Annotated in this window: 25 protein-coding genes and 1 tRNA gene; 14 read left to right on the top strand and 12 right to left on the bottom strand. The window is 38.8% G+C overall.

From position 1 onward, the window contains the following. Positions 1-27: 27 nt before the first annotated feature. Together TES1_RS09155 and TES1_RS09150 are read left to right on the top strand one after the other, a co-directional pair. Complete coding sequence (locus TES1_RS09155) at positions 28-366, top strand: hypothetical protein (RefSeq protein ID WP_144080609.1); 339 nt, start codon at positions 28-30, stop codon at positions 364-366. Positions 367-415: 49 nt separating this feature from the next. Beyond that, positions 416-877 (top strand): DUF1931 family protein, encoded by a 462-nt coding sequence (locus tag TES1_RS09150; protein ID WP_042682127.1) that lies wholly within the window; start codon positions 416-418, stop codon positions 875-877. A gap of 49 nt (positions 878-926) precedes the next feature. Here the strand turns inward: TES1_RS09150 and TES1_RS09145 are convergent, their stop codons facing one another. Continuing rightward, the gene (locus tag TES1_RS09145) at positions 927-2042 is read right to left on the bottom strand and encodes a hypothetical protein (protein ID WP_042682125.1); all 1116 of its coding nucleotides are present in this window, start codon (positions 2040-2042) and stop codon (positions 927-929) included. Positions 2043-2165: 123 nt separating this feature from the next. On the opposite strand from TES1_RS09145, the gene TES1_RS09140 reads away from it, so the two are divergent. Beyond that, entirely contained in the window at positions 2166-2837 is a 672-nt protein-coding gene (locus tag TES1_RS09140; RefSeq protein ID WP_042682123.1) for a PHP domain-containing protein, read from the top strand. After that, positions 2810-4786, top strand: a complete 1977-nt coding sequence (locus TES1_RS09135) for a TrlF family AAA-like ATPase (RefSeq protein WP_042682121.1) — start codon at positions 2810-2812, stop codon at positions 4784-4786. Before TES1_RS09140 ends, TES1_RS09135 begins: the two co-directional genes overlap by 28 nt. Here the strand turns inward: TES1_RS09135 and TES1_RS09130 are convergent. After that, positions 4783-6708, bottom strand: a complete 1926-nt coding sequence (locus TES1_RS09130; RefSeq protein WP_042682119.1) for a S9 family peptidase — start codon at positions 6706-6708, stop codon at positions 4783-4785. The genes TES1_RS09135 and TES1_RS09130 overlap by 4 nt on opposite strands. A 141-nt stretch (positions 6709-6849) precedes the next feature. Between TES1_RS09130 and TES1_RS09125 the strand changes: the two genes are divergently transcribed. The 5 genes from TES1_RS09125 to TES1_RS09105 all read left to right on the top strand — a co-directional run bounded on the left by TES1_RS09125 (position 6850) and on the right by TES1_RS09105 (position 12532). Further along, the gene (locus TES1_RS09125; protein WP_042682117.1) at positions 6850-9303 is read left to right on the top strand and encodes a tRNA(Met) cytidine acetyltransferase TmcA; all 2454 of its coding nucleotides are present in this window, start codon (positions 6850-6852) and stop codon (positions 9301-9303) included. Positions 9304-9376: 73 nt separating this feature from the next. Beyond that, positions 9377-9934 (top strand): TIGR00288 family NYN domain-containing protein, encoded by a 558-nt coding sequence (locus tag TES1_RS09120; RefSeq protein ID WP_042682115.1) that lies wholly within the window; start codon positions 9377-9379, stop codon positions 9932-9934. Next, on the top strand, positions 9885-10412 hold the full coding sequence (locus TES1_RS09115; RefSeq protein ID WP_042682113.1) for a TIGR00288 family NYN domain-containing protein: 528 nt from the start codon (positions 9885-9887) through the stop codon (positions 10410-10412). Before TES1_RS09120 ends, TES1_RS09115 begins: the two co-directional genes overlap by 50 nt. A gap of 42 nt (positions 10413-10454) precedes the next feature. Then, complete coding sequence (locus tag TES1_RS09110; RefSeq protein ID WP_042682112.1) at positions 10455-11369, top strand: calcium/sodium antiporter; 915 nt, start codon at positions 10455-10457, stop codon at positions 11367-11369. An 86-nt stretch (positions 11370-11455) separates the two neighbouring features. Continuing rightward, positions 11456-12532 (top strand): thiamine ABC transporter substrate-binding protein, encoded by a 1077-nt coding sequence (locus TES1_RS09105; protein ID WP_042682110.1) that lies wholly within the window; start codon positions 11456-11458, stop codon positions 12530-12532. Between the two features lie 440 nt (positions 12533-12972). Here the strand turns inward: TES1_RS09105 and TES1_RS09100 are convergent, their stop codons facing one another. The 3 genes from TES1_RS09100 to TES1_RS09090 form a co-directional block, all read right to left on the bottom strand. Next, the gene (locus tag TES1_RS09100; RefSeq protein ID WP_042682108.1) at positions 12973-13719 is read right to left on the bottom strand and encodes an ATPase domain-containing protein; all 747 of its coding nucleotides are present in this window, start codon (positions 13717-13719) and stop codon (positions 12973-12975) included. A 262-nt stretch (positions 13720-13981) separates the two neighbouring features. Further along, positions 13982-14605, bottom strand: a complete 624-nt coding sequence (locus TES1_RS09095; protein ID WP_042682106.1) for a DUF257 family protein — start codon at positions 14603-14605, stop codon at positions 13982-13984. Between the two features lie 428 nt (positions 14606-15033). Then, positions 15034-15111 (bottom strand) — tRNA-Pro (locus TES1_RS09090). 73 nt (positions 15112-15184) lie between these two features. Here TES1_RS09090 and TES1_RS09085 point away from each other — a divergent pair. Then, the gene (locus TES1_RS09085; RefSeq protein WP_042682104.1) at positions 15185-16249 is read left to right on the top strand and encodes a glycosyltransferase; all 1065 of its coding nucleotides are present in this window, start codon (positions 15185-15187) and stop codon (positions 16247-16249) included. Positions 16250-16306: 57 nt separating this feature from the next. After that, complete coding sequence (locus tag TES1_RS09080; protein WP_042682102.1) at positions 16307-17989, top strand: DUF4910 domain-containing protein; 1683 nt, start codon at positions 16307-16309, stop codon at positions 17987-17989. Here TES1_RS09080 and TES1_RS09075 read toward each other — a convergent pair. The 3 genes from TES1_RS09075 to TES1_RS09060 form a co-directional block, all read right to left on the bottom strand. Then, a complete protein-coding gene (locus TES1_RS09075) occupies positions 17986-18324 on the bottom strand; it encodes a transcriptional regulator (RefSeq protein WP_042682100.1) in 339 nt (112 codons plus the stop codon). The genes TES1_RS09080 and TES1_RS09075 overlap by 4 nt on opposite strands. Before the next feature lie 56 nt (positions 18325-18380). Then, positions 18381-19031 (bottom strand): metallophosphoesterase, encoded by a 651-nt coding sequence (locus tag TES1_RS09070; protein ID WP_042682099.1) that lies wholly within the window; start codon positions 19029-19031, stop codon positions 18381-18383. A 189-nt stretch (positions 19032-19220) separates the two neighbouring features. After that, positions 19221-21089 carry a COG1361 family protein gene (locus tag TES1_RS09060; RefSeq protein ID WP_042682095.1) on the bottom strand — a complete coding sequence of 623 codons (1869 nt, stop codon included), beginning with the start codon at positions 21087-21089 and terminating at the stop codon, positions 19221-19223. Positions 21090-21147: 58 nt separating this feature from the next. Between TES1_RS09060 and TES1_RS09055 the strand changes: the two genes are divergently transcribed. After that, positions 21148-21942 carry a nitrilase gene (locus TES1_RS09055; RefSeq protein ID WP_042682093.1) on the top strand — a complete coding sequence of 265 codons (795 nt, stop codon included), beginning with the start codon at positions 21148-21150 and terminating at the stop codon, positions 21940-21942. Positions 21943-21953: 11 nt separating this feature from the next. On the opposite strand, the gene TES1_RS09050 is transcribed toward TES1_RS09055, so the two are convergent. From TES1_RS09050 to TES1_RS09035, 4 genes are all read right to left on the bottom strand, one after another. Continuing rightward, positions 21954-22784, bottom strand: coding sequence for an SdpI family protein (locus tag TES1_RS09050; RefSeq protein WP_084340042.1), 831 nt, complete (start codon positions 22782-22784; stop codon positions 21954-21956). Next, positions 22765-23136 carry a PadR family transcriptional regulator gene (locus TES1_RS09045; RefSeq protein ID WP_042682092.1) on the bottom strand — a complete coding sequence of 124 codons (372 nt, stop codon included), beginning with the start codon at positions 23134-23136 and terminating at the stop codon, positions 22765-22767. Before TES1_RS09045 ends, TES1_RS09050 begins: the two co-directional genes overlap by 20 nt. After that, positions 23126-24226 carry a DUF3887 domain-containing protein gene (locus tag TES1_RS09040; RefSeq protein ID WP_042682090.1) on the bottom strand — a complete coding sequence of 367 codons (1101 nt, stop codon included), beginning with the start codon at positions 24224-24226 and terminating at the stop codon, positions 23126-23128. The genes TES1_RS09045 and TES1_RS09040 overlap by 11 nt, the downstream gene beginning before the upstream one ends. Before the next feature lie 95 nt (positions 24227-24321). Then, positions 24322-24903, bottom strand: a complete 582-nt coding sequence (locus tag TES1_RS09035; RefSeq protein ID WP_042682088.1) for a YiiX/YebB-like N1pC/P60 family cysteine hydrolase — start codon at positions 24901-24903, stop codon at positions 24322-24324. Positions 24904-25068: 165 nt separating this feature from the next. Between TES1_RS09035 and dph2 the strand changes: the two genes are divergently transcribed. Beyond that, on the top strand, positions 25069-26109 hold the full coding sequence (gene dph2 / locus TES1_RS09030) for a diphthamide biosynthesis enzyme Dph2 (protein ID WP_042682087.1): 1041 nt from the start codon (positions 25069-25071) through the stop codon (positions 26107-26109). A gap of 4 nt (positions 26110-26113) precedes the next feature. Next, the gene (locus TES1_RS09025) at positions 26114-26491 is read left to right on the top strand and encodes a hypothetical protein (protein ID WP_042682085.1); all 378 of its coding nucleotides are present in this window, start codon (positions 26114-26116) and stop codon (positions 26489-26491) included.

The raw sequence follows: 26491 nt of genomic DNA, 5'->3' as shown, positions 1-26491 counted from the left end.
TTATACTTCCCATCGTAATTAGATTAGGTGAATGTCATGTTGGCGGAGTTTACAGTAGGTTTCCTTTTCACCTTGATATGGGCGGGCTTTTTTGTGATCGTGGAGAAGCAGAAGAGCATCTGGAAGGCTACTTTGGGAGTGACCATACTGTTCTTGGCCATGATAACCTTGAACTACGCGAGGTACCGCCTCGGTGAGCTCCTTGGTTGGTTCCTCGGCGCTATCGTCGGCTTCCCGTTCAGTCTCTGGTTTGTTCAGAAAGTGGGACCAGAAAAGCCCACCAAGGAGAGCGCCATTGCGATGTTCCTTTTTGGTCCACTCATCTTTGCGGCGTTGTTGATTGTTGTCCTCTTTTTCTTAGGGTAGAAAATTTTATATACTTATAGTTACTAAAATATTGTCGGAGGTGAGAGCGATGGCAGAGATGATAATACCATATCCTCAACTCAAGAAGATTCTTGAGAGAACATGTGAGTTGGCAGTAATAAAGCCAAGAGCGGAGGAGATGATGGAGATAGTTGAGAAGAAGCTCAGTGATCTCTTTGAAGTAGCCTATGAGAACGCAAAAGCGGAGAATACTGGAATAATAAAGCTCAGACACCTTCCGCTAACAAAAGGATTCAAGAATTCAATGAATCTCTTTAGAGCTGTCATTGAGGATGAGAAAGTTGAAATTGAGCCGATAAGGAAGTTTGTTCTTAAGAAGATACCCTCTGATCTGCCGCTTGACGAGGAGGTTGTTAACGAGTTGCCCATTATAACAGGAACGCTGTTTGTACTTGTTGGAAGAGTTATCAAGGCTTTGCACCCAGAGGTTAAGAATGTTTACCCAGAGCACATTGAAGAGGCTGGAAAGGTTCTGGATTATACGCTTTGATGCCCTCTCGCTCTTTACCTATCATTTGAAAAATAGAAAATTTAAGCAATTATAATTCTCTTCCTAGGCTTATTGTTGTGTAAACTATTCCTATGCCTCCACCATCTATGGGTAAGTCATTAAACTGGATATTCGGGTCGGGATTAATACCATTATTCTTGGCATATTTGTACTTATAAAATAGGTCTACTAACTGGCTGTACTTTCCCCATGTGTCCTCTTTACTCGCGAGGGTTTTGATAGTACTCATTATAGAATGCAAAAATTCAAAGGCCTGTTTATTGTAGTTGATGCTATAACCATATATCAGCTCTCCGATGAGAGACAGTAAATATTTTTCAGCAAATTCTAGTATGTTGTAAGCTATACAGGAAGAACTCAAGACTGGAAGCCTGCCCCAACAGTTAGAAGAACAGAGGGTAGGGAGGCATCCTTTAAGGCATAAATGGATACAAAGTTCTATCCAGTCATCTATACAATTATTAAAGCCTATGGGTGAATAAAGTTCGACTCTATGTAAATTAACTAGGTCTGCTAATTTTATAGTTCTCTTTGAAGGTATTATTCTCTCTAATAACCTTGAACTTATTACTGCAAAATCTCCAGGAGGATATAATAGACCATGAGTACCCAGACATTTTGAGTAGTTAGGTAGCCAGATTTTTTTCTTCGGAATTATCCCTGAAACACCTTTAAATGGAGGGAATCTTGAAAGAAGATATAGTTGTTCAAGATTTTCCTTACTTGAAAAACTCCAAGACGACGGATTCTTATTTGCTTTTTTGACTTGGTTTATTGTCATTTTTTCAAAAAACTTTTTGTTTTTGTATACTACAGATACTATGAAAATTATGTCACCGAATTCTCTCTGTGTCCTATTCCCATAATAATCAAATTCTACTATTGACTTTTGCCCATGTATAAATATTGATTCTGTGCTTATCAAAAATGAATTAGGCTCATGACCAGTAGTACTAAAACTGCCAATAGAATTTACTATGTTTTCTATCATACTCACTATTTTCTCCTCTCTTTTCTTTTTTGAATATCCCCTTTTAATACCTTTTTCTAATCTTTCAGAAAGCTTATGAACATGTTTTTGAAATTCATCTGTCAATGCTATCTGGGTGTATCTATATAAGACCTCTAATATTTCTGGGTTCATAGGTATCCCCTCTTTAGATAACTCAATTAGTCTATAGTCTAAGTAATTATGTTTTATAATAGAAGAAATTTTTAAATATTACTGTTTTTTAAATATTACTGTCAAACTATAGATGGTGATACTATGGAATTCTACAAAGGAAGTCAGTGGGTTAGGATAGATCTCCACCTCCACACAGTATCTGATAGAGAGTTTAAGTATTCTGGAACAAATTTTGAAGAAGACTTCATCAAAAAGCTTGAAGATGAAAATATAAAAATTGCCGCAATAACTAATCACAACAAGTTTAATTATAATGAATTTCTTAGGTTACGCCATTTGGCGAGTAAAAGGGGGATATGGTTGTTGCCTGGAGTTGAATTATCTGTGAATGATGGGAAAGAGGGTATTCATGCGTTAATAATCTTTGATGATAGCGAGATTACAGCAAGAGATTTTGTATCTGACTTTATCACGCTATGCTTTGAGGGAAGAGAACGATTCGATGATGAAGGACGTCCCAAGCCTAGTGCAGTTAACTTGGAACAATTAATTGAGAAACTTGATAAATTTGGCAAGGAATATCTCCTGATAATGGCACACGTGAGTAACAACAAAGGCCTTTTTAAGTCTTTTAAGATTGGAAGGATTGTTAATCTTGCAGAACGACGATTATTGAGAGAGAAGATAATTGCATTCCAGGACATAAACGATTATTTTAGAGACAGTTTGAGGATGGACTTAGACAACGTTTTAAGGATGGATATTGGAAGTATCTTCCTGCATACGTGTCCTTTTCAGATCCTAAATGTATAGATGAAATTGGAAAAAGGAAGACATTCATAAAAATTGGAGACTATGATTTTAGAGCTCTTAAACTAGCATTTCAAATGCATGAAATCAGAATAAAGTTAGAACCTATTGAATATACTCACCCAAGGATACTGAGTATTAAGGTTAGAGACGGAAAGTTTTTCAAAAACACTGAAATATACTTTAATGAGGGATTGAACTCAATAATAGGCGTAAGAGGCAGTGGAAAATCGGCATTGATTGAGATAATTCGGTGGGTTCTTGGGAAATCACCTATTAGTGATGATCAGTATAAACAGAATATTATCAAATACGTGCTTGGAAACACTGGTAAAGTTCAAGTTGAGCTAGTGGGTAATAACGGTCAGAAATATTTAATAGAGAAAAGCATTGAAGACAATACGCTTTATGTTTATGATTATACTGGTAGACTAACGGAATTACGAGATCTGGGCGGAATATTTGATGTCTATTATTACGGACAAAATGATTTGTCCTATTATGGACAAAATCCGCAAAAATTAGTTGAACTTATTGATAATTTCATTGGCACAGAGCTTATTAAATTACGCTCTAAGGAACAAGCAAAGTTAAAGGAAGTAAAGGAGCTTGTCAAAAAACTACAAGAACTCAAAAATGTGGAGGGGGAACTAAATGAATTAAAACAGGAAAAAGCCAAGTTAGAAGAGAGGAAAAAATTTTTTGACCAGAGGGGAGTTAGTGAAAAATTAGAGCAGCAAGCTGTTTATGAAAGAGAGGATGAGAGATTTAGGAGCATAACTAGAATGGTACAAAAGATTAGGGATAATATACTAGATATCAAAACTAATGTAAAGGACACATTTGATCGTATACTTGGGTCTGAATTAACAAAGTTCAGACCTACTTGGAAGGAAAAGTATTCAAAACTCAGGGAAATTGTTCTCCTGAAATTAGATGAAATTCTAAATGAGATTGAAGCAATACAAAAGAGTATAGAAACAGAAGAGTTTGCACAGTTCAATAGAGAATTCATGAAAATACGAGAAGAGCTTCATGAGATTAAAAAATCTCTTGATGCTGAGGATATTGATACCAACTATTATTTGGATCTAGAGCGGGAACTAGAACGTATAGGCACGAAAATTAACGATTTAGAAGCTAAATTACAAGAGAAACGCCAGTTAAGTGAAGAGCTTAATAAGAAACTTGATGAACTAGCTAATATCCGTTGGGAAATATACAAACTTAGAAAGGAATATTCATCAAAAATTAACGAGAGTATTTCCGTTATTAGGATTTCAGTTGAGCATAAAGGGGACAAGGTAAGCTTTAGTAGATTTGTTGAAGACCTCTTTAGAGGTACAGGCTTGCGTGAATCAAAAAGAATGGTACTTGTTGAACAATTCAAGGATGGAAGGTCTCTCTGTAATTCACTTATAAATGAAACTGACAGAATTAAATCCATCCTGACGCAAAACGAGTTATCTAAATTAAAAAAGAAGCTCGAGGATAACGAAGCACTTTTTAAACTTCTTACGTATCAACCTCCGGATAAAGTTGTAATAGAATACAAGACTAGTGATGGGAAGTTTAAGAACATTGAAAAACTCTCCATAGGCCAAAGAGCGACAGCATTATTATCTTTAGTACTGTTAGAAAGCAATTCACCAGTTATCATCGATCAGCCAGAGGATGACATTGACAATAATACCATTTATGATGCCATTATAAAAAAAGTATTAGAAAAGAAACAAACTCAGCAATTCATTTTTGCCACCCATAATTCCAATATAGTGGTTTTGGGAGACAGTGATAATGTCATTATATGTAAAAATGAGGATAACAGTTTCTACCCTGATCAAGGTAGTATAGATAAAAAAGAAATTCAAAAACAGATTGTTAATATAATGGAAGGTGGGAAAGAAGCGTTTGAAAATAGAAAACGCATATATAACATTTGGGAAGCTTAATTCTTTCCTTTTTTGAGCCATCTCTCAAACCACCCAACAATTAGCTCAAGCCTCTTGACTCTATGTTTCGGCTTTCCACTCCTTGATAAGTCATGATTTTCTCTTGGAAAGACTGCCAGCTCAACAGTTTTTCCAAAATACTTTAGTGCTGTGAAAAGCTGCAATGCCTCTGGAAGCCAGCAGCGGTAGTCCTCAACTGAGTGGATTATCAAAAGCGGTGTTTCAACGTTGGGAGCATATTTTAGAGGCGATTTCTCCCAGTACCCTTCAAAATTGCTCCATGGGTCTTCTCCGATTTGATCTGGAGCGAAGTAGTAGCCTATATCAGTCGTTCCAAAGAAGCTCACCCAGTTGGAAATGGAGCGCTGGGTTACTGCTGCCTTAAATCTATTCGTGTGTCCAACTATCCAGTTCGTCATGAAGCCGCCATAAGAACCGCCGGTAACTCCAATTCTTTCAGCATCAATGAAGTCAAAGCGCTTCAAGGCTTCATCCACAACTTCCATTAAATCTTGATAGTCCCTTTCGCCGTAGTGCTCCCTAATGTCTGCAAACTCCTCCCCGTAGCCGTCGCTTCCTTTTGGATTGCTGAATATTACTACAAACCCTCTAGAGGTTAAAACGTGGAACTCATGCATGAAGGAGTAGCCATAGGCCGTCTTTGGACCTCCATGGATTTCGAGAATGGCAGGATACTTTTTGCCTTCTTTAAAGTCCACTGGTCTCATTATCCATGCATCAATTTCTACGCCATCGCTTGCCTTAACTTTGAAGTGCTCAGGTTTTGAAAGCTTATACTCCTTGATCCACTCGTTGAAGTTCGTAACCTTCTTCTCTTTGCCGTCTCTTAGAATGTACAGTTCTGTTGGAGTTACTGCATCTTGAGCAATAAACGCTATGTAGTTTCCAATTCCAAAAGTTTCAATACTCCTATCACCGGCAATAACACGCTCAATGTTTCCTTCCAAATCTACTCTAAAGAGGTTCGCCCTCGGTCCATCTGTTGCTATGTAGTAAACCCAGCCATCCTTGTAAATCAGCGGATTTCTTGACTTTCCTCTCACATCGCAGTTAAGTGAGTTGTATGCTGAGCGATCGAGCTTTTCGGTGAGCTTTTTAATCCCCTTTGTCTTGACGTTAAAGAGGTAGAGGTGCATGTTTGTAGCAATACCGCGCTCAAGGGTGCTCATTCTTAAAACAAAGTGCTTTTCATCAATTATCACAAAGTCTCCAATGCGCCACTTAGAATCGGTGAGCTTTTCAATCTTCTTGCTCTTAACATCTAAAACGTAAAGGTCGCTTATCATTGGCTTCCTTTCTCTGTCTTCTTGAGCAACAAAGTAGATTTTACTTCCATCGTCGCTCCACTTGAGAGTTAGGATGTTTAGCTTTCCCTTAATTAGCTTTCTCTTTCGCCCGCTCTCTGTGTTAACTAAGAAAATTTGAGCTCTCTTTCCGTAAATCCAGCCTATCCCGTTGAACCAGAATGGTATCTCTTTGATTATGTGGACATCATCCTTTTCCTTTTTGCGTTCTCTTTCAACCTCTACTGGTGAAATAACGGCGAGAGCTTTCCCATCGGGAGAGAATTCAAAGTCGTTGATTCCATATTTAAACCTAGTTAAAAGCTTAGCTTCTCCGCCTGTCGTTGGAATCAAGTAAAGCTCGACCTCTTTGCTCTCTTTGTCTCTCTTTGAAGTGAATGCTATGAACTTTCCGTCTGGCGAGGACTTTGGATTTGAATCTTTAGGTCCAGAAGTGAATTGCAAAACTTTTCTGCCATCATAGAGATAGATTCTTGAAAAATAGTCGTCTTTTTCAAGGCTTATCTCTGTAACTGTGAAAGCTGTTTTGCTTTTGTAAACATCCAGTCCACCAACGAGTTTGAATTTTCCCAAATCTTTAATATCAATCTTTTTCATAAAATCACCGCAAAAACTTGGGTTCGTTTATATAAAACTTTAGCGCTTCGATATTTGTCTTAAAATGAGCTAACCAATTAAAATTGCATGATCTAAACAACTTTTTAAACTTCCTTTCCATCTTTTTACGGAGGTGAGAGAATGACGGTAAAAATTAGATTTGACAAAGAAGTGAGAGAGTATGCAAAGGGAGAGAAGGTCAAAGATTCACTTTTAAAACTCACTGAAACGGCTTTGGCTGAGGCATTGGAGAACTTTCACAGGAGGATGATTGTTCTTCAAGGAGAGAGCATGAACAAAGCAAAGCTGGCTGGAATTTTGGCTGGAGCCTCTGCAAAGGTTTTATCTTCCCTGATTGATGAATTAATCGCGAGAAAGCTGAGAGATGAGAGCGAGGGGAAGGTTGAGGTTTTATATGCTACTGATGCTCTTGGAGAAGGAACGTTTGGAAGAGCCCGCTATGAGGAGTTCAGGAAGCATTTTGACATCTTGGCTGGTGAGAATGCTGAACTTACAAAGGTCACGTTCAAATATACGAGCGATATTCTCGGCAGGACGTTTGATTTGCTAATTCTCGATTTGAGTTATGACTTCTCTCCCAACGATTTGGGCAGGATAATTGAGACCGTTAGGGGAGGAGGGCTAATCTTCGTTCTCACTAATCCGTTTGAAAAATGGAAAAATATGTGGACTGGCTTCCACAAGAACCTCGTAACCCCTCCATACACCATTGATGATGTCAAGAAGCGCTTTAATAGGAGATTAATCAGAAAATTTGAGGAGCATGAGGGAATATACATAGTGAATGCTGAAAATCAAAAGCTTCTGAAGAAGCCAGAGAAAAACAAGAGCCAGGCAAAGCTTCCAGAGAGGGAAAAAATTGAGATCCCAGAAGAGACTAGATTTCCAAGAGAGCTTTATGAACTGTGCCTCACAAATGGCCAAGTTGAGGTTCTCAGGAATCTTGAGGAGCTAATAGAAAATGATGGCATGGTCGTTCTCACAGCTGATAGAGGAAGAGGAAAAAGTGTGAGCGTTGGTATTGGTGTTGTCGGCTTAGCCTTGTCTTCAAAGAGGAGGAGATTCAGGGCAGTAATAACAGCTCCCGAATTGGAGAACGTGCAGAGCTTATTCAGATTTGCAAAGAAGAGCTTGGAAATTCTTGGCTATAAAGTCAAAGTCGTTACGGAGAAGAACCTCATAAAGGAGCTCTATGCCAAAGGCATTGGGTTGAGATACTATCCACCAACTCAAGGATACAAGAAAAATGCTGATGTTTACGTTCTTGACGAAGCCGCTGGTATTCACGTTCCAATTCTTCACAAATATCTTGAAAAGCCAAAAGTTATTTATTCCTCAACCATTCATGGTTACGAGGGTGCAGGAAGGGGCTTCTCTGTTAAATTCCTAAAGAAAGCGAAGGAAAAGCGAGAATTTAGAGAAATCCACTTGTCAGTTCCAATCAGATACTCCAGCGGAGACCCAATTGAAAAGTGGCTCTTTGATGTACTTTTGCTGGATGCTGAGCCAGTGCCGTTAACGGAAGAGGATTATGAGCTGATTAGAAAAAAGGAAGTTTACTTCGAGGAGCCAGATTTAGATGACTGGTTCGAGAATGACAGGGAGGATTTGAAGCACTTCGTCGGGATTTATGTTCTAGCTCACTACCGCAACAGACCAAGCGATGTAGCTTTACTTGCAGATGCTCCGCACCATGAGGCTCGTGTACTGAGATTGAAAAATGGCAAGATAGTGTGTGCCATTCAAATTGCAAAAGAGGGAGGAATTCCGAAGGGTGTAATTGAAAAGATGGCAAAGGGCTACAAGCCGAGAGGAAACATAATCCCAGATATGATGGTCAAGCACCACTATGCCAAAGAATTTGCAAAGCTCAAAGGATACAGAGTCGTGAGAATTGCTACGCATCCAGACGCTATGGACATGGGGCTTGGAAGCAAAGCTCTCGAGCTACTCATAAAAGAAGCTGAAGAGAAAGGCTACGACTGGGTTGGCTCAGGCTTTGGGGCTAGTGAAGAGCTGATTAGGTTCTGGATTAGAAACGGCTTTGCTGTCGTTCACCTGAGTCCTTCAAGAAACCCAGTTAGCGGTGAATATACGGCAATAGTAATTAAGCCCATAAGTGAAAAGGCCAAGCAGATAGTGAAGCAGGCAAATGCAGAGTTCAGGATTAGACTGTTAGACTGGCTGGGAGACACTCACAGAGATTTGGAGCCAGAGATTGCAAGATGGCTCTTTGAGAGTCCCTTTGGTGAGGCGGTTGATTATCCAGTACATCTGACAAAAACTCAGATAAGAAGACTGGAAATGTTTGTTGGTAAAGTCCTTACCTATGATACTGTTGTTGATGCAGTGAAGCCAATAGTGAAGCTCTACTTCCTTGATGGCTGGATGAGACCCTATTTGGATGAACGTCAAATTTTACTCTTGATTTACCGTGTTCTTCAGGCTCACACTTGGGAAGAAACTGCTAAGTTCATTGACAGAACTCCTCTCTTCACAATGATAGAAGTGAGGGACATAATCAGAGGGCTCTGGTATTACTATAAGCACATAATCAAGGGCTTTTCCAGCTAACTTTTTTATACTTTAAGTGCATTTTATAAACTAGGAATCTTAACGATGCTGCATTACATCGATGGTGATTGGAATGCCCAGCAATTGGGAGAGGATAATGGCGATTACAAAGGAGGGAATGCGAAGTATAGCAATGATGAAGCGCAAAATGCGGAGGGGCAAAAGGATTGCTCTTCTGATTGATGGTCCCAACATTTTGAGGAAAGAGTTCAACATCCACCTTGAGGATATTGTTGAAGCGCTTGAGCAACTTGGAAATATTAGAGTTGCCAAAGTTATTCTTAATCAATATGCTCCTCAAGGTTTAATTGAAGCTGTAGCTAATCAAGGTTTTGAACCGATAATTGTTCCCGGAGAAACGGGAGTTAAGCTGGCAGTTGAGGCTATGCGTGAGATATATAATCCAAACATTGACATAATTGCTTTGGCAACAAGAAACGCTGAATTTTTGCCTATAATTCTCAAAGCAAAAGAGAAGGGTAAGGAAACTGTGATAATTGGGGTTGAGCCGGGATTTAGTGCTGCTTTGAAGCATGGGGCTGATTACGTTATCATTTTGACCCCACGGGGTGGAGAGAGTGGTGAAAGAAAAGATATTCAGAATTCTAAAAAGAGAGGAAAGAGAGGCTAAGGAAAAGGGTGAAGAACCTAGAAAAACAATTGGACTCATCATTGATGGACCAAACATTCTTAGAAAAGAATTCGGGATTAGATTAGAGGATATAAAGGAAGCTCTTGAGAGGATTGGGAAGATTAGGGTTGCAAAAGTTGTTCTAAATCAATATGCCCCTCAAGGGCTTATTGAGGCTGTTGTGAATCAGGGTTTTGAGCCAATCATTGTGGCTGGAGATACCGATGTTAGGATTGCCATAGAGGCGATGGAACTAATATATAACTCTGATGTGGATATAATTGCAATAGCAACAAGAGATGCCGATTTTCTCCCAATAATCAGCGAGGCCAAGAGAAGGGGTAAAGAGACTATTGTAGTTGGTATTGAACCAGGCTTCAGTGTTGCTTTGCAGAATGCAGCAGATTATGTAATTAGGATGGAAGGTAGAGGGGAAGGAGTAGGCTACGAGAAAGACCATAGAGAACATAAAGCATAGCTTTTTAAATCCTACAATTTTTACAGAATACCGGCGATGACAATGATACAAGAGTTCATTATGTTCATAATAGGTCTGACATTGCTAATCAAAGGTAGCGACGAGTTCGTTGAAGCTGGAAGTAGAGTTGCTAAAGGTTTTGGTGTCAGTGAATTCTTAATAGCTCTTGTGTTAGCGAGCATAGCGACGACTCTTCCAGAGGTTACAGTGTCTGCAATTGCTGCTTATGAAGGTAATAGTGGGATTGCTTTGGGAAATGCTGTTGGTAGTGCATTGGCAAATATAGCGTTAATTTTGGGAGTTTCTGCAATGATTATGCCTCTCAAGGTTGATGAAATAGCTTGGAGGAATTCCCTCTTCATGCTTGCTGTGACTTTTTACGCTTGGTTTTTGATGAGAGATATGACAATTTCAAGATTTGAGGGATTTTCACTGATCATGATTTATCTTATCTTCCTTTACTATCTCTATAAAAAGCACATCGCCCTCGAAGAAGTTGGAAGGAGCAATGGTAAAAACGTAAAGAGAGATGTTGTAATCCTATTTTTAAGCGGTATTGTCGTTGTAGTTGGTGCGAGAATGGTTGTTACAAGTGCTGTTACTATAGCGAGGACCTTGGAAATTCCAGAAGTTGTTATTGGTTTGACATTGGTCTCTATTGGAACATCTCTTCCAGAGCTTGCAAACTCTCTGACTGCAACATTAAAGAAGATACCCAATATAAGTGTTGGAAACATTGTTGGGGCAAATATTCTCGATATTCTTATGGTCATTGGAATAGCCTCGATAATACGACCAATAACAGTTGATGAGAGCATATTCTCATTTACTATGCCTCTCACATTGTTGGTTATGGGGATCCTGACTTTATCTCTTAGATTAACGAATAAGGTGAGCAGAGGAACAAGTGCTGTTCTATTGATGATCTACGCGTATTTCCTCTATTCTCAATTATAATTTCTCATTTTTGTCCCAATAAAGTTTTAAACCCTCTTTTATTACTAACTTATGAAAGTTCAAAAATAAGTTGTAGGTGGTGAATTATGAAAAAGGTTGCTTTAATTTTAGCTTTGATGATCATAGTCGGTGGATTGGGATGCATCAGCAATAATAAAGAACAAACAACAACAGAAACCCCAGAGCTTGTTGTTTACGCTTATGACAGCTTCGTCAGCTGGGGATTGGCAAATGCAACGATACCAAAGTTTGAGAAGATATACAACGTCAAAGTTAAGATAATCACAGTTGGAGATGCTGGAGAGGTTTTGAACAGACTCATTTTAGAAAAAGACAATCCAAGGGCAGATGTTGTCATTGGGATTGACAACAACCTTATAGCGAAAGCAATTGAAGCTGGGGTTCTTGAACCCTACAAACCAAAGAACATTGATGTCGTTCCAAAAGATCTAATAGACGCACTTGATCCAACGTATCACGTGGTCCCATTTGACTATGGATTCATTGCAGTTGTGTACAAAAAGAGTGAGGTTTCAAATCCACCACAGAGCTTTGATGACCTAACAAAGCCTGAATGGAAAAAGAGCTTGATTGTCGAAGACCCGAGAACAAGTTCAACAGGAGCGGCATTCTTGCTGTGGACAATTGCTGTCTATGGAGACCCAGGATGGCTCTACTTCTGGGAAAAGCTTAAGCCGAACATCTATCAAATAACCAAGGGCTGGGACGCCGGATGGGAGATGTGGGACAAAGGCGAAGCTCCGCTGTTTGTCAGCTATGCAACAGACCCAGCATATTCCGCTTATTCGTCAGGAAAAGAGCCAGACATTGGGGCAATAATCTTTAAGGAAGGAGGTTACCCACAGATTGAGGGAATTGGTCTTGTTAAAGGAGCAAAGCACCCAGATTTGGCCAAGAAGTTCATTGAGTTTGTTCTCAGTGAGGACTTCCAGAAGGAGATTCCACTCACAAACTGGATGTTCCCAGTGAACAAGAACGTCCAGCTTCCAGATGTTTTCAAGTATGCAGTTAAGCCAGATAAGCTTGTAACTCTTGATCCAAAAGAAATTGAGCAGAACTACTCAAGATGGCTCGAAGAGTGGACAAAGCTCATGATCGAGGGCAAAACTCCGGAAGAGATAATTAAAGAGAGGCAAGGATGATTCTGAAGATTTTTCGATTCTTGCTTATTTTTCTATTTTGCAGTTCTTGACTGTTAAAGTTGGCTACTCTCAAAATAATGGTTTGCGAGTTCTTTGGAAGTTTTTTAGTAATTACTTGTTTTCCCATGGAAACATCATTATACGTCGATTAAAATTGATTACAAGCATTGGTTGGTTAACAAGGCGTAGAAATACCATGACTTGAAGATCTATTTCATCTTTTCTATCACCCCTTCAGCAAAAAACTTTGTATAATTAAGCGCTTTTATGGCCTTATTGGTGAAATGGGCGAAATTATCTTGATTTCAATAAGACTTAAAGAATTGAAAGTCTGTTCTTGGGATCTTTGTCCGTAATGAGAAAAGGGTTCCAATAAGTGTTGGGGAAGGATAAGGGGCTCTGTACTTGAATAGCCTAAATCATTCTAAAATAGGGAAAATTCAGAAGATGTTAATGTCTTCTTTTTCTGCAATTTTCGTTGTATAGCATTTTACCTTAAAGCCAGGAATCGAGGACTTAGGTATTAGGATAGTTTCTTCGAATCCCTCGGGAGTTAGATGTGATGTGAACTCTATAACTTGATCATTGATAGTATAAAGCCATGCGTTGATAGTATCAGGAACCGCTTCTCTGTTTAAAAGTGAAATCATAACCATGTTTAGCCCGTCAAGTTGTCCTTTCTCGAAACCTGCAAATGCAGCTTTGATTGCATTATTCATGAACTCTTCTCCAAACTCATGGTATAACCCCTCCAAAGTGACTACAATAACAACAATTAGCTTATTTTTGGGTATCCTAGAAAAGATTTCTTGGCTTAATCTTATCAACTTCGGAAGTGCTGTTTCATCATGCCAATCAGTTATTTGGTAAACGTATTGCTTATCATATAAAATCCCATGTTTTGACCCAAAAAGATCAACTATGTAGAGATTCCCTTTTTCTCCCTCCTCATCAATGTCTATGCCAAGATACTTTGCCCTCAACATAAGTTTTGAGAGAGGTAAAGTAACGTTGAATATCACACCAACTGCATCATACTTCATCAAGTTTTTGAGTACCCTTCCTGCAATTACCCATCCTAAAGACCTCTTGTCGTAGGAGATTAGCAAAGTTCCACGGTTAATTAGCCCTCCTCCCAAGGCTTCATCTATCTCACGTATTCCCGTCTTAATAACTTCGCTCACCATTTTAAATCACCTCTTGTTACTTATTATGGCATGATTAATAAAAATTTATTTATTACCAATTTTCAAAAAATTGCAACAATTCTAAGATTTCTAAAAAATAACAAAACTACAAAGTGGGATTTCATGAGTACCTAACTCTCAGAAAAATCACAATTACTAATAGCAGACACTGTTAATTGTTATAATATAGATAGAGAAAGATTTGAAAATTGCTTTTTCTTTTGAAAGTCCTACTCTTTAGGGCAGGAAAGAGGTCAGATGTTCACTCTACTCCGTCGATTTCATCGTTCACTGACCTCACGACTTTCATGGAAAAACTTTTTCCGTGCTTGGTTACCCTAACTACTGTAGTTGCAAGCTCCTCAAGCAATGATAAAACATGTGACTTCTTTTTTAACAAGTCTGTGTTGATGAAATAAAATGCAATCCTTCTCTCGTCGTCAATAAAAGAAAAAATCGAATTTACAAGTTCAAACAATTCTCTCTCGGATTCAACCAATAGGAAGAGTTTCTCAAAGCCCAAAACAGGGTTTATTACCCGCTCCTTTGATAATGAATCTAAGAGTGTTCTGTACTCGCTCTCTCGGATTATTGGCTCTTTAATGTGAAGGTGACCAACAACTTGTCCAACATTTAATCTTCCACCAAGTTTTATGACTTTGACATCACTTAAAATATCCGGATCAAGTCCAGCTAACTTTAGATGGGCCTTATACACGTAGAGGGTGTCCAAAATATCATCTACAAGCACATTGTAGCCTTTTTCTTTAGCCCATTTTACCAAATGATAAACTCCTAACGCTGGACTAGTGTGTGGGTCATGCTCTATTAAAACAGTCTCCCCAAACTTAAGACTACTCCAAATTCTATCAATAACTCCCTTCATGTGGGACCCTCCAAGTAATGCCTTCACACTAACTCCTAAAATATTTTACGTATGTAATTGTTATTGTAAAACCATTAGAATATTCCACAGTTATATTTTGTAAGACTTACAAACTTTCGCTAATTTTCCAAAAAATATTTTAGAAAATCTACGATAATGTAAAGTATCCATATATTATAGTGAGAAGAGTTATTGTTAAGAAAGTGTTCGTGCTATTGTTCATCGTATAGAGACTTAAGAATGCTAACCTTCAAGTTAAAGTAATCTAAGCCATTGTATAAGTCACGACGAAATTTATAATGGTCTTTCGACCTTCAGTAGTCAATGCTATGAACGCCTTAGCCATTAACAAGTCTAAATTTTCAATCAAATGGCGAGATGAGTTTTCTTTGATGAAGAACCGCCAGAACTTATCAGAAAACTTAAGATGGTGGGGCCGCCGGGATTTGAACCCGGGTCCCCGGCTCCCGAAGCCGGAAGGATAGGCCAAGCTACCCCACGGCCCCTCGAGAATGAACTTCAAGGAAATTGTTATAAAGATTTCGCAGTAAAAAGATGAAAAATTAGGAAGGGATTGCCATGATCTCAATTATAGTACCAACGTACAACGAGCGGGAAAATCTTGAGGAGCTCGTGAGTAGAATAAGCAAAGCATTGAAAGGTTATGAGTTTGAAATTATAATCGTTGATGATGATTCTCCAGATAAAACGTGGGAAAAAGCACAGGAATTAGCGCAAAAATACCCAGTTAGAGTGATTAGAAGGACAGAGGAGAAAGGATTGTCTTCTGCCGTGATTAGGGGGTTTAAAGAGGCTAAGGGCGATATTTTTGTTGTTATGGATGCTGATTTGCAGCATCCTCCGGAGGTAATTCCAAGGCTCATTGAGGCAATTGAGAGTGGAGCTGACATTGCAATTGGTTCCCGCTATGTAAAGGGTGGAAAGGTTGAGAACTGGTACTGGTGGAGGAAGTTAATCTCAAAAGGTGCAATAATGATCGGTCGTGTTGCGTTGCCAAAAATTAGGAACATAAAAGACCCGGTGAGTGGATTCTTTGCCCTCAGAAGAGAGGTTGTTGAAAATGTTGAGCTGAACCCAGTGGGCTTTAAAATTCTCCTTGAGGTTCTCATAAAGGGGAAATACAGCAAGGTCGTTGAGGTTCCGTACACATTTGGCTTAAGAAAGAGTGGGGAGAGTAAGTTGAGCCAAAAGCAGATTTTCAACTATTTGAGGCATCTCTATCGTTTAATGAAGTGGGAGGGCGAGATTGACCGTTTGATTAAGTTTTCAATTGTGGGAATGAGTGGAATAGTTGTAAATCAGTTTTTCTTGTGGCTTTTTGCAAATATTCTCGGTGGAGGTATTACTAATTTAATGCTTGCTAACATTCTTGCGACTGAGCTTGCGATTCTTAACAATTTCACATGGAATGATTTGTGGACGTTTAAAGATTTGAAGAACAAACCTATTTACAAGAGGCTCTTCAGCTTCCACTTGGCCGCTTTAACTGGAGCTGTTGTCCAGTGGGTAATATTTGGAGCCCTTGTTTATCTTGGCATGCATTATCTAATAGCGAACTTAATCGGAATTGGGTTTTCGTTCATCGTTAGGTTCTTAGTTAACAGACATATTACTTGGGGCTAACGCTACAATTAAACGAGTAACTTAAATAGTTCTTTCCAAATTTCTTTTGGTGGTATTATGAGGGAGTTTCTTAAAGAAGCAAAAATAAATGTGGACGAAATTTTAAGACATATAATGAATATATCCCAGTTCCACAGAATTCAAGGTTCAAAAGAAATTGTTGATGCGGCGGAGTATATTCTCGGAGAGCTCAAAAAAGCTGGAATTGACGCTCAGCTTTTGGAAGATGTCTATGATGGAGAAACTTGGCATCTAACATTGAGATCTCCAATTGCATGGGACTTAATTTATGGTGAAATTGAGATTTTTGACCAAAAATTTACAACTAAGGAAATTCCTCTCGTTGTAATGGCACATTCTCCAAGCGGAGAAGCTGAAGGAGAGATAATTTACATTGAAAGAGAAGAGGACTGGGAGAAAGCAGAGGGAAAAATAGTCTTAATTGACAAGAAATGGAAGAAAAATTATGAAAGAGCTAACAAAAACGGTGCCATTGGTTTTATAGCCTATCGCAAAGGAACAGGCAAAGCTTTTCCCTATATGGGATTGTTTCTTTCAAAGAAGGATTTAGAGTGGGCAAAGATTCCAGCGGTTGCTGTGAGTGAAGGGATTGCGAATAAAATAATTGGTAAGTTAAAGAAGGGAGAGAGCGTAAAAGCTAAAATAAAAGTTCAAGCAGAGATCAAGGATAAACAGATTTTACCAATGGTTTATGCAAAAATTGGAAAGCCACCGTATATTCTCTTCACAGCTCACATCTGTCATCCAAAGCCAGGGGCAAATGACAACGCAAGCGGTTCAGCAATGCTCATAGAGCTGGCAAAGGTATTGAAAGAAAAATACATAGAAGATTTCAGATTTGGCTTTGCATTCTTATGGATTCCCGAATATCATGGGACACAAGCATTCATTGAAAAGTTCGCTGAGCTTGAGAACTATTATGTGGTGATAAACCTCGATATGGTTGGTGGAAGTGAAGATCGCTCCTCTTCAACCATAATGATTGTAAGGACACCACTATCAAGGTTCTCAATTGTAAGTGGGCTTTTGGAGTACTACCTCAATCTGGCGAACTCACAAGGTGAGAGCTTTGGTGGCGAGGGAATGCCCAAGCTGAAAGTTAAAAGCTACTCTTATCAGATGGGAAGCGACCACGACATCTTCAACTTCTTTGGAGTTCCTGGAGTTATGCCAATAACTTGGCCTGACAAGTTTTATCACTCAAGCGAGGACAGCATAGAAAAGATAAGCAAAGACTCCCTCGAAGTAATTGGAAAAGCAGTTTTAGCCACTGCATTAGCGCTAGCGAAAGCTGAGAAAGAGGAGTTCCAGAGGTTTGCAAGAGGATATGCGATGAAGTACCTTGGAGAACTTAGCATGGATAGAGAAATTGAGGTTGCGGAAAAGCTTGTTATGAAAGGTCTTGCGAGGGATGGAAAGTTCTTGGGAATTGACATAGGTCATGATTTTGAATTTGAGGCTTGGATAAAGTGGAAGAAAAAAGGCTTAGTCTCAGTTAGAACAATTAGGGAGTTTGATGAAAAGGCAGCAGAAGAGCTTGAGAAGTTTATGGAAAACAAAAAGTTCTCAATCCATCTGCATGAGCTTCTAATGTTGGGAGAAATCTTACCAGAGGAAGAGGCGTTTAAAGCTCTAGAAGAGGAATTTGGAAAAATTGACAAAGAAAAGCTCAATGAAGCTTTCAAAATTTTGAAAAAGGTGGGATTCGTTAGTTATTAGATTTCCTTCTCCTTCTCTTTCAATTCTTTTTCTAGCTCGTTTATTTTTTTAACAATGTTCTCTTTCAGCTTTTCAAGGAGTTCTGTTGGTGATGTTGCAGTGTAAACGTAACCAAGCCATCCTTTCTGGATTAGCTCTCTCTTCAGGAGTCCTTTTCTGTATAAGTTCAGTACATGTTCTCTCACACTTCTCTCGCTTATGCCTAACTCTCTTTGAATCTCTGTAATTCTCATGGGGACTTTTTTCTCCAGAAGTAATCGATAAATTCTGATTTCAGTTTTTTTAACACCCAATGACCTTAACAAGCTTTCAAGCTTTTCATGTATTTCACTCATTTTCTCACACCTCTGCAAATTTATCTTCATATCCAAACTTCATAAAGATTGCGGTTCTAAATGAAATTTATTCTACCAATGTAGGTTCCATCCGGTAAATATACATTTCCTTCTTTACTATTTTTCAAGAATGGGATCATCCTAATTCCTTCTTTTACGTTAAATCCCTCTATGTGGGGGTTTATCGTAGGGAGAATTAGGAAATTTTCGATTCTCAAAAAACATTTTACTTTTTTTGCAATACTCCCAAATTTTATTGTAATTGCTGGATGAATGTGTCCGAGAAAAGCTTTTTCAAATTTTATATCTGGGAGATTTTGATGGCCGTGAAGGAAAAGGAGATTATCTATTACGTGATATCCAACTACTTTAACGTTTTCAAAATTCCTCAAAGCTTCTTCAATTTTTCCATCATGATTTCCTCTTGTTATTATTATCTCAAAGTCTCTAAGCTCAGAGAAGAACTCTATGAGAAGCTTTCTTGTAAAGGTATTGATTCCAAGAGGTTCTTTGACGTCGCCTAAAATTATTACAACATCAGGATTTTTGAGCTTTACAAACTCAGCAAGCTTTTTTTCAAATTTTGTTCTTATCCTTAATCCCCTTGAAAGTTCAAAAGCTATGTGTGGGTCAGCAAACATCAAAACTTTTCCTCTTGATGTTTCAAGTTCAATAGAAAGATTCTCAAAGATTCTTTCAACATCCAAGTTGGAGAACCTCCAGATAATGAAAGGGATAGAAAAGAACTGAAGGTATCAGATTAATCCTCTTTCCTTCTTTCTCTGCCTCTTGAGTCTCCTAATCCTCTTCTTGATCCACTTCCACCTCATCCTGCCCTTCTTTTTCCACTTCCTTGGTCTCCTCTTCATGATGATCCCTCCTATGATCGCTCCGCTCTAAGCTCTCTCAAGTATATTTTTAAGCTTTTCCCCTAAAAGCAATGAGCCAATAACAATGCCCAAAAGGAGTGAGATTATCGCTATTAGGCTTGCTTTATCAATTGGAAGCACTTCCTTTTCAACTATTTTTTCTACTGGTGCATAAACGATCTTTGTCTCATTTGGACACTGGATTGTGGGTGTAACTGGTGTTGTGATGTTCTGAGTTATGTTTTCACAGTTTATGTATTTTTCAACAATTTTTTCGACTATCTGAACTTTTTTAGATTGGTAAACGGAAATCATAGCAGTATCGAGGAGCTGTTTCTTTGGAAATGAGCTCTCAAGCTTCAATGTTAGGTTTCCAGTTTTTACTGGAACTATTTCTACTGTAAAAGTCCCTTCTGAGGGACTCTCTGTTATCATTGTCGGAGATGATAAATAAGTAACTCCTTCTCCCGTTATTGTCAAAATGAAAGAGCCTGGATAACTTGTATTCGCTTTATAGGCTATCGTGATGTTAAATGGAACTCCCAACGTTGCGTTATCTGGAGTATTAAGTTTTGCAGAAAAAGTAATCTCGGGTTCTAAGACCTTAAATCTGTGCCTAATAATCCTGCGGTATGCTTCTCCATTATAGTCGTAGAGAACTTCAATTGTTATAGTCTGGTTTTTCTTTTCAATTGTGATCGTGGAGTTGTCAGTAATAGTGGCGTTTGGAGAAAATAGGGGCTCAAACTTCTTATGTTTCATATCATCTGTGAATATCAATATCTCCAGGTTTTTAGCAGGAGCATCTCCGACATTCTTTACAGCTAAGTTGAGCGGTACATTCTCTCCAAGATGAACTTCCTCTGGAAGATTGACTTTGATGTCTAATATCGGGATTGTAAGGTTTGCTTCTTCTTTTTTCAAAGCTTCTTCGTCTGCAAATACAACAAAATATGCAAGATTATTTTCAACACCTTCAAATCCGTATTTGAACTTTATTGCTAATGGGTAGTATACCATATAGGGATTATCAGAGCTTAAAACTTTTTTCTCAACTATGTTTCCCGCTTTGTAAAGAGTTACTTCAACTTGGTTCTCATCAATGAAGTCTGAAACTTCAAGTTCATAGAGCTTTGAGAGTCTGACCTTCTCATGTTCAGCAATAAATCCTTCAAAATAGGGCAGTTCCTTAATTGTTAAATACGTTGCATTTACTAAATCCAAACGAACTAATGCACGATTTTCATCAAATTCAAGCAAAGTTAATAACGTTACGTCATCTACATATATTTTTTCGCCTTTAGAAAGCTCGTATGTTTCGTTCTTAACGACTAGAAGAGCTTTTCCATTGCTAATACCTTTGTATATAATATCTCCGCTTTGGTCTTTGTATATGTACTCTCTGAACAGATAATCGAGGGGATTCAGCTTTATTTCAAAGTTTTTGTCCCTGTAGTATGTTCTCTCTTTGGAAAGAGTTACATTCGTGTATCCTAAATTAAGCTCTGCATAACTTTCATTAGCTTTAATAACTTCAATCTGCTTGTTCTTGAGAACTAGAGTTTCTCCAGCTTTGAAATATGGAACATCAATCTCAAGAAGAACTGCTGGATAAATCTCAGACTTAAACGAGTCTTGCAAATAGATTTGGATATCATCAACCATCAGCCCTTCATTGAGAGAAATTGTTCCCATTCTGTAAAGCATACCATATCTATATACTTGAATCAGAACTCTTGTAAAATCTTTGTCAATATCAACAACTTTTATGGTATAAGTACCAATAGTAGCGCTTTCTCCAATTTTAAGCCATACAAAAATTTTGCCCTCGTTTTGGGCACTCACTGGAATAGAGAATAACAAGAATAATGTGAAGAGAATCACGATTTTTCTCACTTTCACCACCAATCTTATTTAGGTTCAATGCTTATTAATTCTTTGCCGGTGATTAGCTATGAAAGTAGGGTTTATTCAAATGGAACCTAAACTTTTAGATCTAAACGCTAATTTAAGCAAAGCTGAGAAGCTTCTAAAAGAAGCAGCAAGGCAAGAGGCTCAGTTGGTTGTTCTTCCTGAACTCTTTGACACTGGTTACAACTTTAAAAGTAAGGAAGAAGTGGAAGAAATTGCACAACAAATACCTGATGGAGAGACGACACAGTTCTTAATTGAGCAGGCAAAAGAGCATGAAATGTTTATTGTTGCGGGGACTGCGGAAAAAGATGAAAAAGGTAAACTTTACAATTCTGCTGTTCTCGTAGGACCAATTGGGTGGGGATACATAGGGAAATACCGCAAGATCCACCTATTCTACAGAGAAAAGCTGTTCTTTGAGCCAGGAAATTTGGGATTCCATGTATTCAACATAGGAATGGCAAAAGTAGGTATAATGATTTGCTTTGACTGGTTCTTCCCAGAAGCTATGCGAACTTTAGCGTTAAAAGGTGCCGACATAGTTGCTCATCCAGCGAATCTTGTGATGCCTTATGCTCCAAGGGCAATGCCGATTAGGAGCTTAGAAAACAGAGTTTTTTCAATTACAGCTAACAGGATCGGAGAAGAGAGAGGGCTCAAGTTCATTGGAATGAGCCAAATCAATTCGCCAAAGGCTGAGATCTTGCTTAGAGCTAGCGAAGACAAAGAAGAAGTGGGAGTTGTGGATATAAACATAGAAGAAGCAAGGAATAAAAAAATAAATGACTACAACGATATTTTCAAGGACAGACGGCCTAAGTATTATTTTGTCTAATCCTCTTTCATTTATTTTTCCTGTTCGAGAGTTCCAGCAGCAAGTAGCAGTCTGAAAGTTTCAATAAACAATAGTGCGATTCCACTAAAAATAGTTGTGGAGAGTAATGTATTCGAGTGAAAGCCGTATGCGTTGTATAGGATTATGTAGACATTTGCCCACACCAGCATCACTTCAACAAGTGTCATCATTTCAGCAAAGACTTTCAGTGCTTTTTTGCTTGTTTTTGGAGCTACTCTTATTATCATGGGGTCTTTGGCCAAGTAGGTAAGAGCAATTGGAAGCAGAGACATTGCCAAAGGAAACAGAAAGACTCCGAGTGTCTTCTGGGCGAAGTTGTCAGGTTCGCCTGCTATGTTGAAGTGAATTGCAACTGTATCAGGGAGCTTATTCCAGCTGAATGCTAAGAATCCAAGGCTGAGAGCTAAAATACTTATCTGAATCAGAAGATATGGCTTCACATCTATTCCTTCAATAGGCTTTGGCTCTCCAATTGCTGGCTCTATGATACTTTCCTTCTCAACGATTTCCTTGGCCATCTTATATCCTACAGCAGTTATCAGCAAAATCCCTGCCACTGCTATTATGGTAAAAATGAGTATATTATGGATTTTAAGGCTCAGAATGAAAAGCAGAATACCAAAAGCTATGAAAGCTTTTCCGCCGAAGGTGTTTACCTTTACCCATGCCTCTTTGGATGCAAAAGTGTAACCAAAGCGAAAGCCTATTGCTTTGTTTGGCTCGTTTCTGAAGAGATAAGTCAGCAGGCCGGCTATAAACATCGTGACAGCAAGGAACATTTCAAACATCATGTTCATTATCTCAATTCCATCCAAATTCATCACCCATCAGCTTTTTCATAATGCGATTAACAAATTCTACCTCCTTTCTAAGCTCTCCAAGAACCTTCTTTCCAAGGGGAGTTATCCGGTAATATTTCCTGGCCCTTCCCCCAACCTCAGCCCAAAAACCTTCAATTAGCTTGTATTTCTCCAAACTCTTGAGTAGGTCATAGAGAGTCCCCTCACTTGGCACAATCTTTCCATCGCTCAATTTTTCAAACTCCTTCCTGATTGCATAACCGTGCATATCCCCTTTATCCTCAAGGATAGATAGAATGATAAAGGAGTAAGTGCCAGCCCTAAGCTCCTTTCTCAGCTTTTTTAGGGCTTTCTCTTTCGGATCACCAAACAACCTTTTCTTCCTCCCTCTCTAATTTCGCTTTTGGAATACAATACCATAGCAGTACAAATGTTGTCACCATGATAACCCCATAGGTTGTTATTAAGCTTATCCGGGAGCTCGTGAGCTGATAGTATGCGGCAAATGCATCAATAACGCCGTGAACAACGCTTAGGATAACTAACGCTTTCCTTCCAAATCCATTCTTATAAGCGTACGCTAATATTACAGTAGTTCCCGCATGGAAAAGTGTTGCTATGTATCTTTCAAATAATCCTAGCAGTGCCTGCCTTAGCTGGATTGGAGGTAAACCTCCTAGAATAAAGCTTTGGACTACTTGAAGCAACGGCATTAAAACTGCTTCACCAAGTCCAAATCCGATTCCAACAAAGAGTGCTTCTTTAAGTGTCTTGTTTCTCACAAAGGCATACTTCAATCCCTCTTGGAAGAATCCGGCAACAAATCCAAGCCAAATCGCTGTGATAACGATGAAACTGAATCCCTTGGCGACTACATCATCATTTGATTTAATTCCCAGAGCCAAGAATGGAGCTTGCTGAATTATTGGCTGAATGAAAAGTGTTATTGCAACCAAAAAGACGCCTAAAATTAATTCTGCTCCTTTGATTTTTTTGAATCCAGCAGTGTAGAATGTTAACAGAGCTAAAATTCCACCCAAAATAGGTAAACCGACTGCCAGTGGAAGGGTAATCCCTTTTTCCTTCCAGATAACTTTCTGAATCCAGAGTCCAGAAAGCTTGTATTCACCATTGGCTTCTCTAAAAACAAGCTTTAGTGTAACATCAGCTTTTTCGAATTCAAAACGATAATGCCTTAGAATGAATTTTTCTGTTTTTCCTTCTTCAACAAATTCAAAGCTTTCGAGATTGCCATATTTTGAAATCATCTGCTCTCTTAAAGCATTGAAGGCTTTTTCATTAAAGGCCTCTTTCATCCTTTCGTCCAAATATGGCTCGAGAATTGAGTAGCTTCCAGTTTTTAGGCTTTCAAAAACTGCTTTTGCGATCTCATCATAGGGTTGTTGAGCAAGGACATTGAGAGCGAGCATTGTTACGATAAAAACTAACACAACCTTTCTCATTTTTCCATCACCAATACCTCGGACTTCGATGTATAATAGAGAAAAGTTTGTTATAAATATTTTGGTGCATACGAGGCAGGAAAATAAGAAAGAGATCAGGCAGAGTGGTAGTAAATTACATAGGTATCACTGTCGTCATAAACTTCCTGTGGAGCAACTCCGTATGCGTATGTCCAGCTCCATCCTGGATTAGCGTCAATGTCTGGACCACCAGCTGCGATATATGATGCCCATACAAGCTCTGAACAGTAGTAAGAATCTCCATAAACTTGTTTTGTGTACCATGCATAGTCATATGGCTTTCCAAGCTGAGCAAGAGCAAACTGGACAGCGTTCTGCCTTACATAATCGTTTGTGTTTACTCTAAGGACTGCAACTGTGTCGTATCTAGCTAGGAATTCTGATAGAGTATGAAGTACAACCCCGTCAAACGTTGCTTCGACTACTATCCACTCTCCAAGCGAGTAGTCATAGTACGCTATCATTCCAGTGTGTGTCCAGTATCCTGGAATAATTAGATCACTGGTTGGATTGTGACCAATGACAATGTCGCCGGGGATTACTCCGGTTGGGTATGGGTGGTAATAGGTACCGCTTCCAAGACTTGATGCTGAAACTGGACTTCCTATCATAGTAAATACCATAAGCATGGCTAATATTATAGCACTTTTCCTCATTATGGCACCCCCAGGAAAGTTAGTGTCTATAAATATACATTAAAGCACATTAATAATTTTTGTGATTTGCCACAATATCATGTTAAGATGTCAAACTGTTGAACTATTTTGCAAACATCCGATGCAGATATAAAGGAATCCCCCAAACTATACTCCGGTGATGGAATGCACGAGATACCCTTTGAGGAAATACTACAGAATCTTAGAGAACTAATTGCTAAAAAAGTCCTTATTCAAACTCCAGAGGGGTTAAAGAGAGAAGCACAGGCTTTGGCCGAATTTTTAGAGAAAAATGGGATTGAAGTAATAATAAGTGGTGATATAAATTATGGAGCTTGCGATTTAGCAGATAAAGAAGCTAAGATGCTCGGCTGTGATGTTCTGATTCACTTAGGTCATTCTTACATGCAGCTTAACCTGGAAGTCCCAACTATATTTGTACCAGCTTTTGCCAAAGTTGATGTTGTGAAAGTCCTTGAGAAAAACCTCGATGAAATCAAAAAGCTTGGCAAGAAAATTGCTCTTGTAACCACAGTTCAGCACATAAGGGATTTGGAAAGAGCAAAAGCATTTTTAGAAGAGAAGGGCTTTCAAGTTTTTATTGGTGAAGGAGATAACAGAGTTTCATTCTCTGGACAGGTTTTGGGGTGCAACTTTACAACGGCAAAGGTTGGAGAAGAGGTTGATGGGATTTTATTCATTGGCGCTGGCTATTTTCACCCAATTGGCGTTGCTTTAGCCACAAAAAAGCCAACTTTAGCTATCAACCCTTACAGTGGAGACTTCGCTTGGATGGACAAGGAAGTAGAAAAGATTGTGAGAAAAAGGTGGGGGATGATTGCTAGGGCTTATGATGCTAAGAAATTTGGCATAATAATAAGCACAAAGAAGGGACAACTGCGCTTGGGGGAAGCTAAGAGAATAATGAAACTTTTGAAAGAGCATGGGAGAGAAGCCCAGCTGATAGCAATGAACTACATAAGTCCAGAAGCTTTGGATGGCTTTGATTTTGATGCTTACGTTGTTGTTGCCTGTCCGAGGGTTCCAATAGACGATGCAGAGAGGTGGAGAAAGCCTGTGCTAACTCCTCCAGAGGTCAAACTGTTGCTCGGCTTGAGAGAAGGGTATGAGTTTGATGAAATTCTTGGAGGGAAAAGAGGGAAGGATGAGCCTTTGGGAATAAGCTTAAAGCTTCCAAAGAGGTGAAAAGATGCTTAGACTTATATTGGACTCAACCCTTCACGTTTTGCTAATTTTCATTTACTACAGCTTCTTGAAGACTGCTATAGAGGTTTTTACGTACGAGAAGCCAAGAAAGCTTCTGCTCCTAACCATTTCAATATTTGGTGTTTTTATTTCTCTTTACATTGATATCTTCCTCGGCTTTTTCTTCCTTTTCATTATGCTGATTATCACAGGTTTAAACTCAAGGGAAGCGATAGTATCAGCTTTAACAGCGGAGTTTGGCTTTATAATAGCCCTTGTTGTTGTGATGTTTATCTTAACGACAATTGGCACAATGTATAATATTCCGGGCTTCAGGTTTGAGATGCGCTTTGAGGAGTTACTTCGCTACATGAGGGGTTAA

It is taken from the genome of Thermococcus paralvinellae (genome assembly GCF_000517445.1).
Lineage (GTDB): Archaea > Methanobacteriota_B > Thermococci > Thermococcales > Thermococcaceae > Thermococcus_B > Thermococcus_B paralvinellae.
Note: the sequence above shows the minus strand (reverse complement) of the source record. Positions and strands in the feature narration are given on the sequence as shown.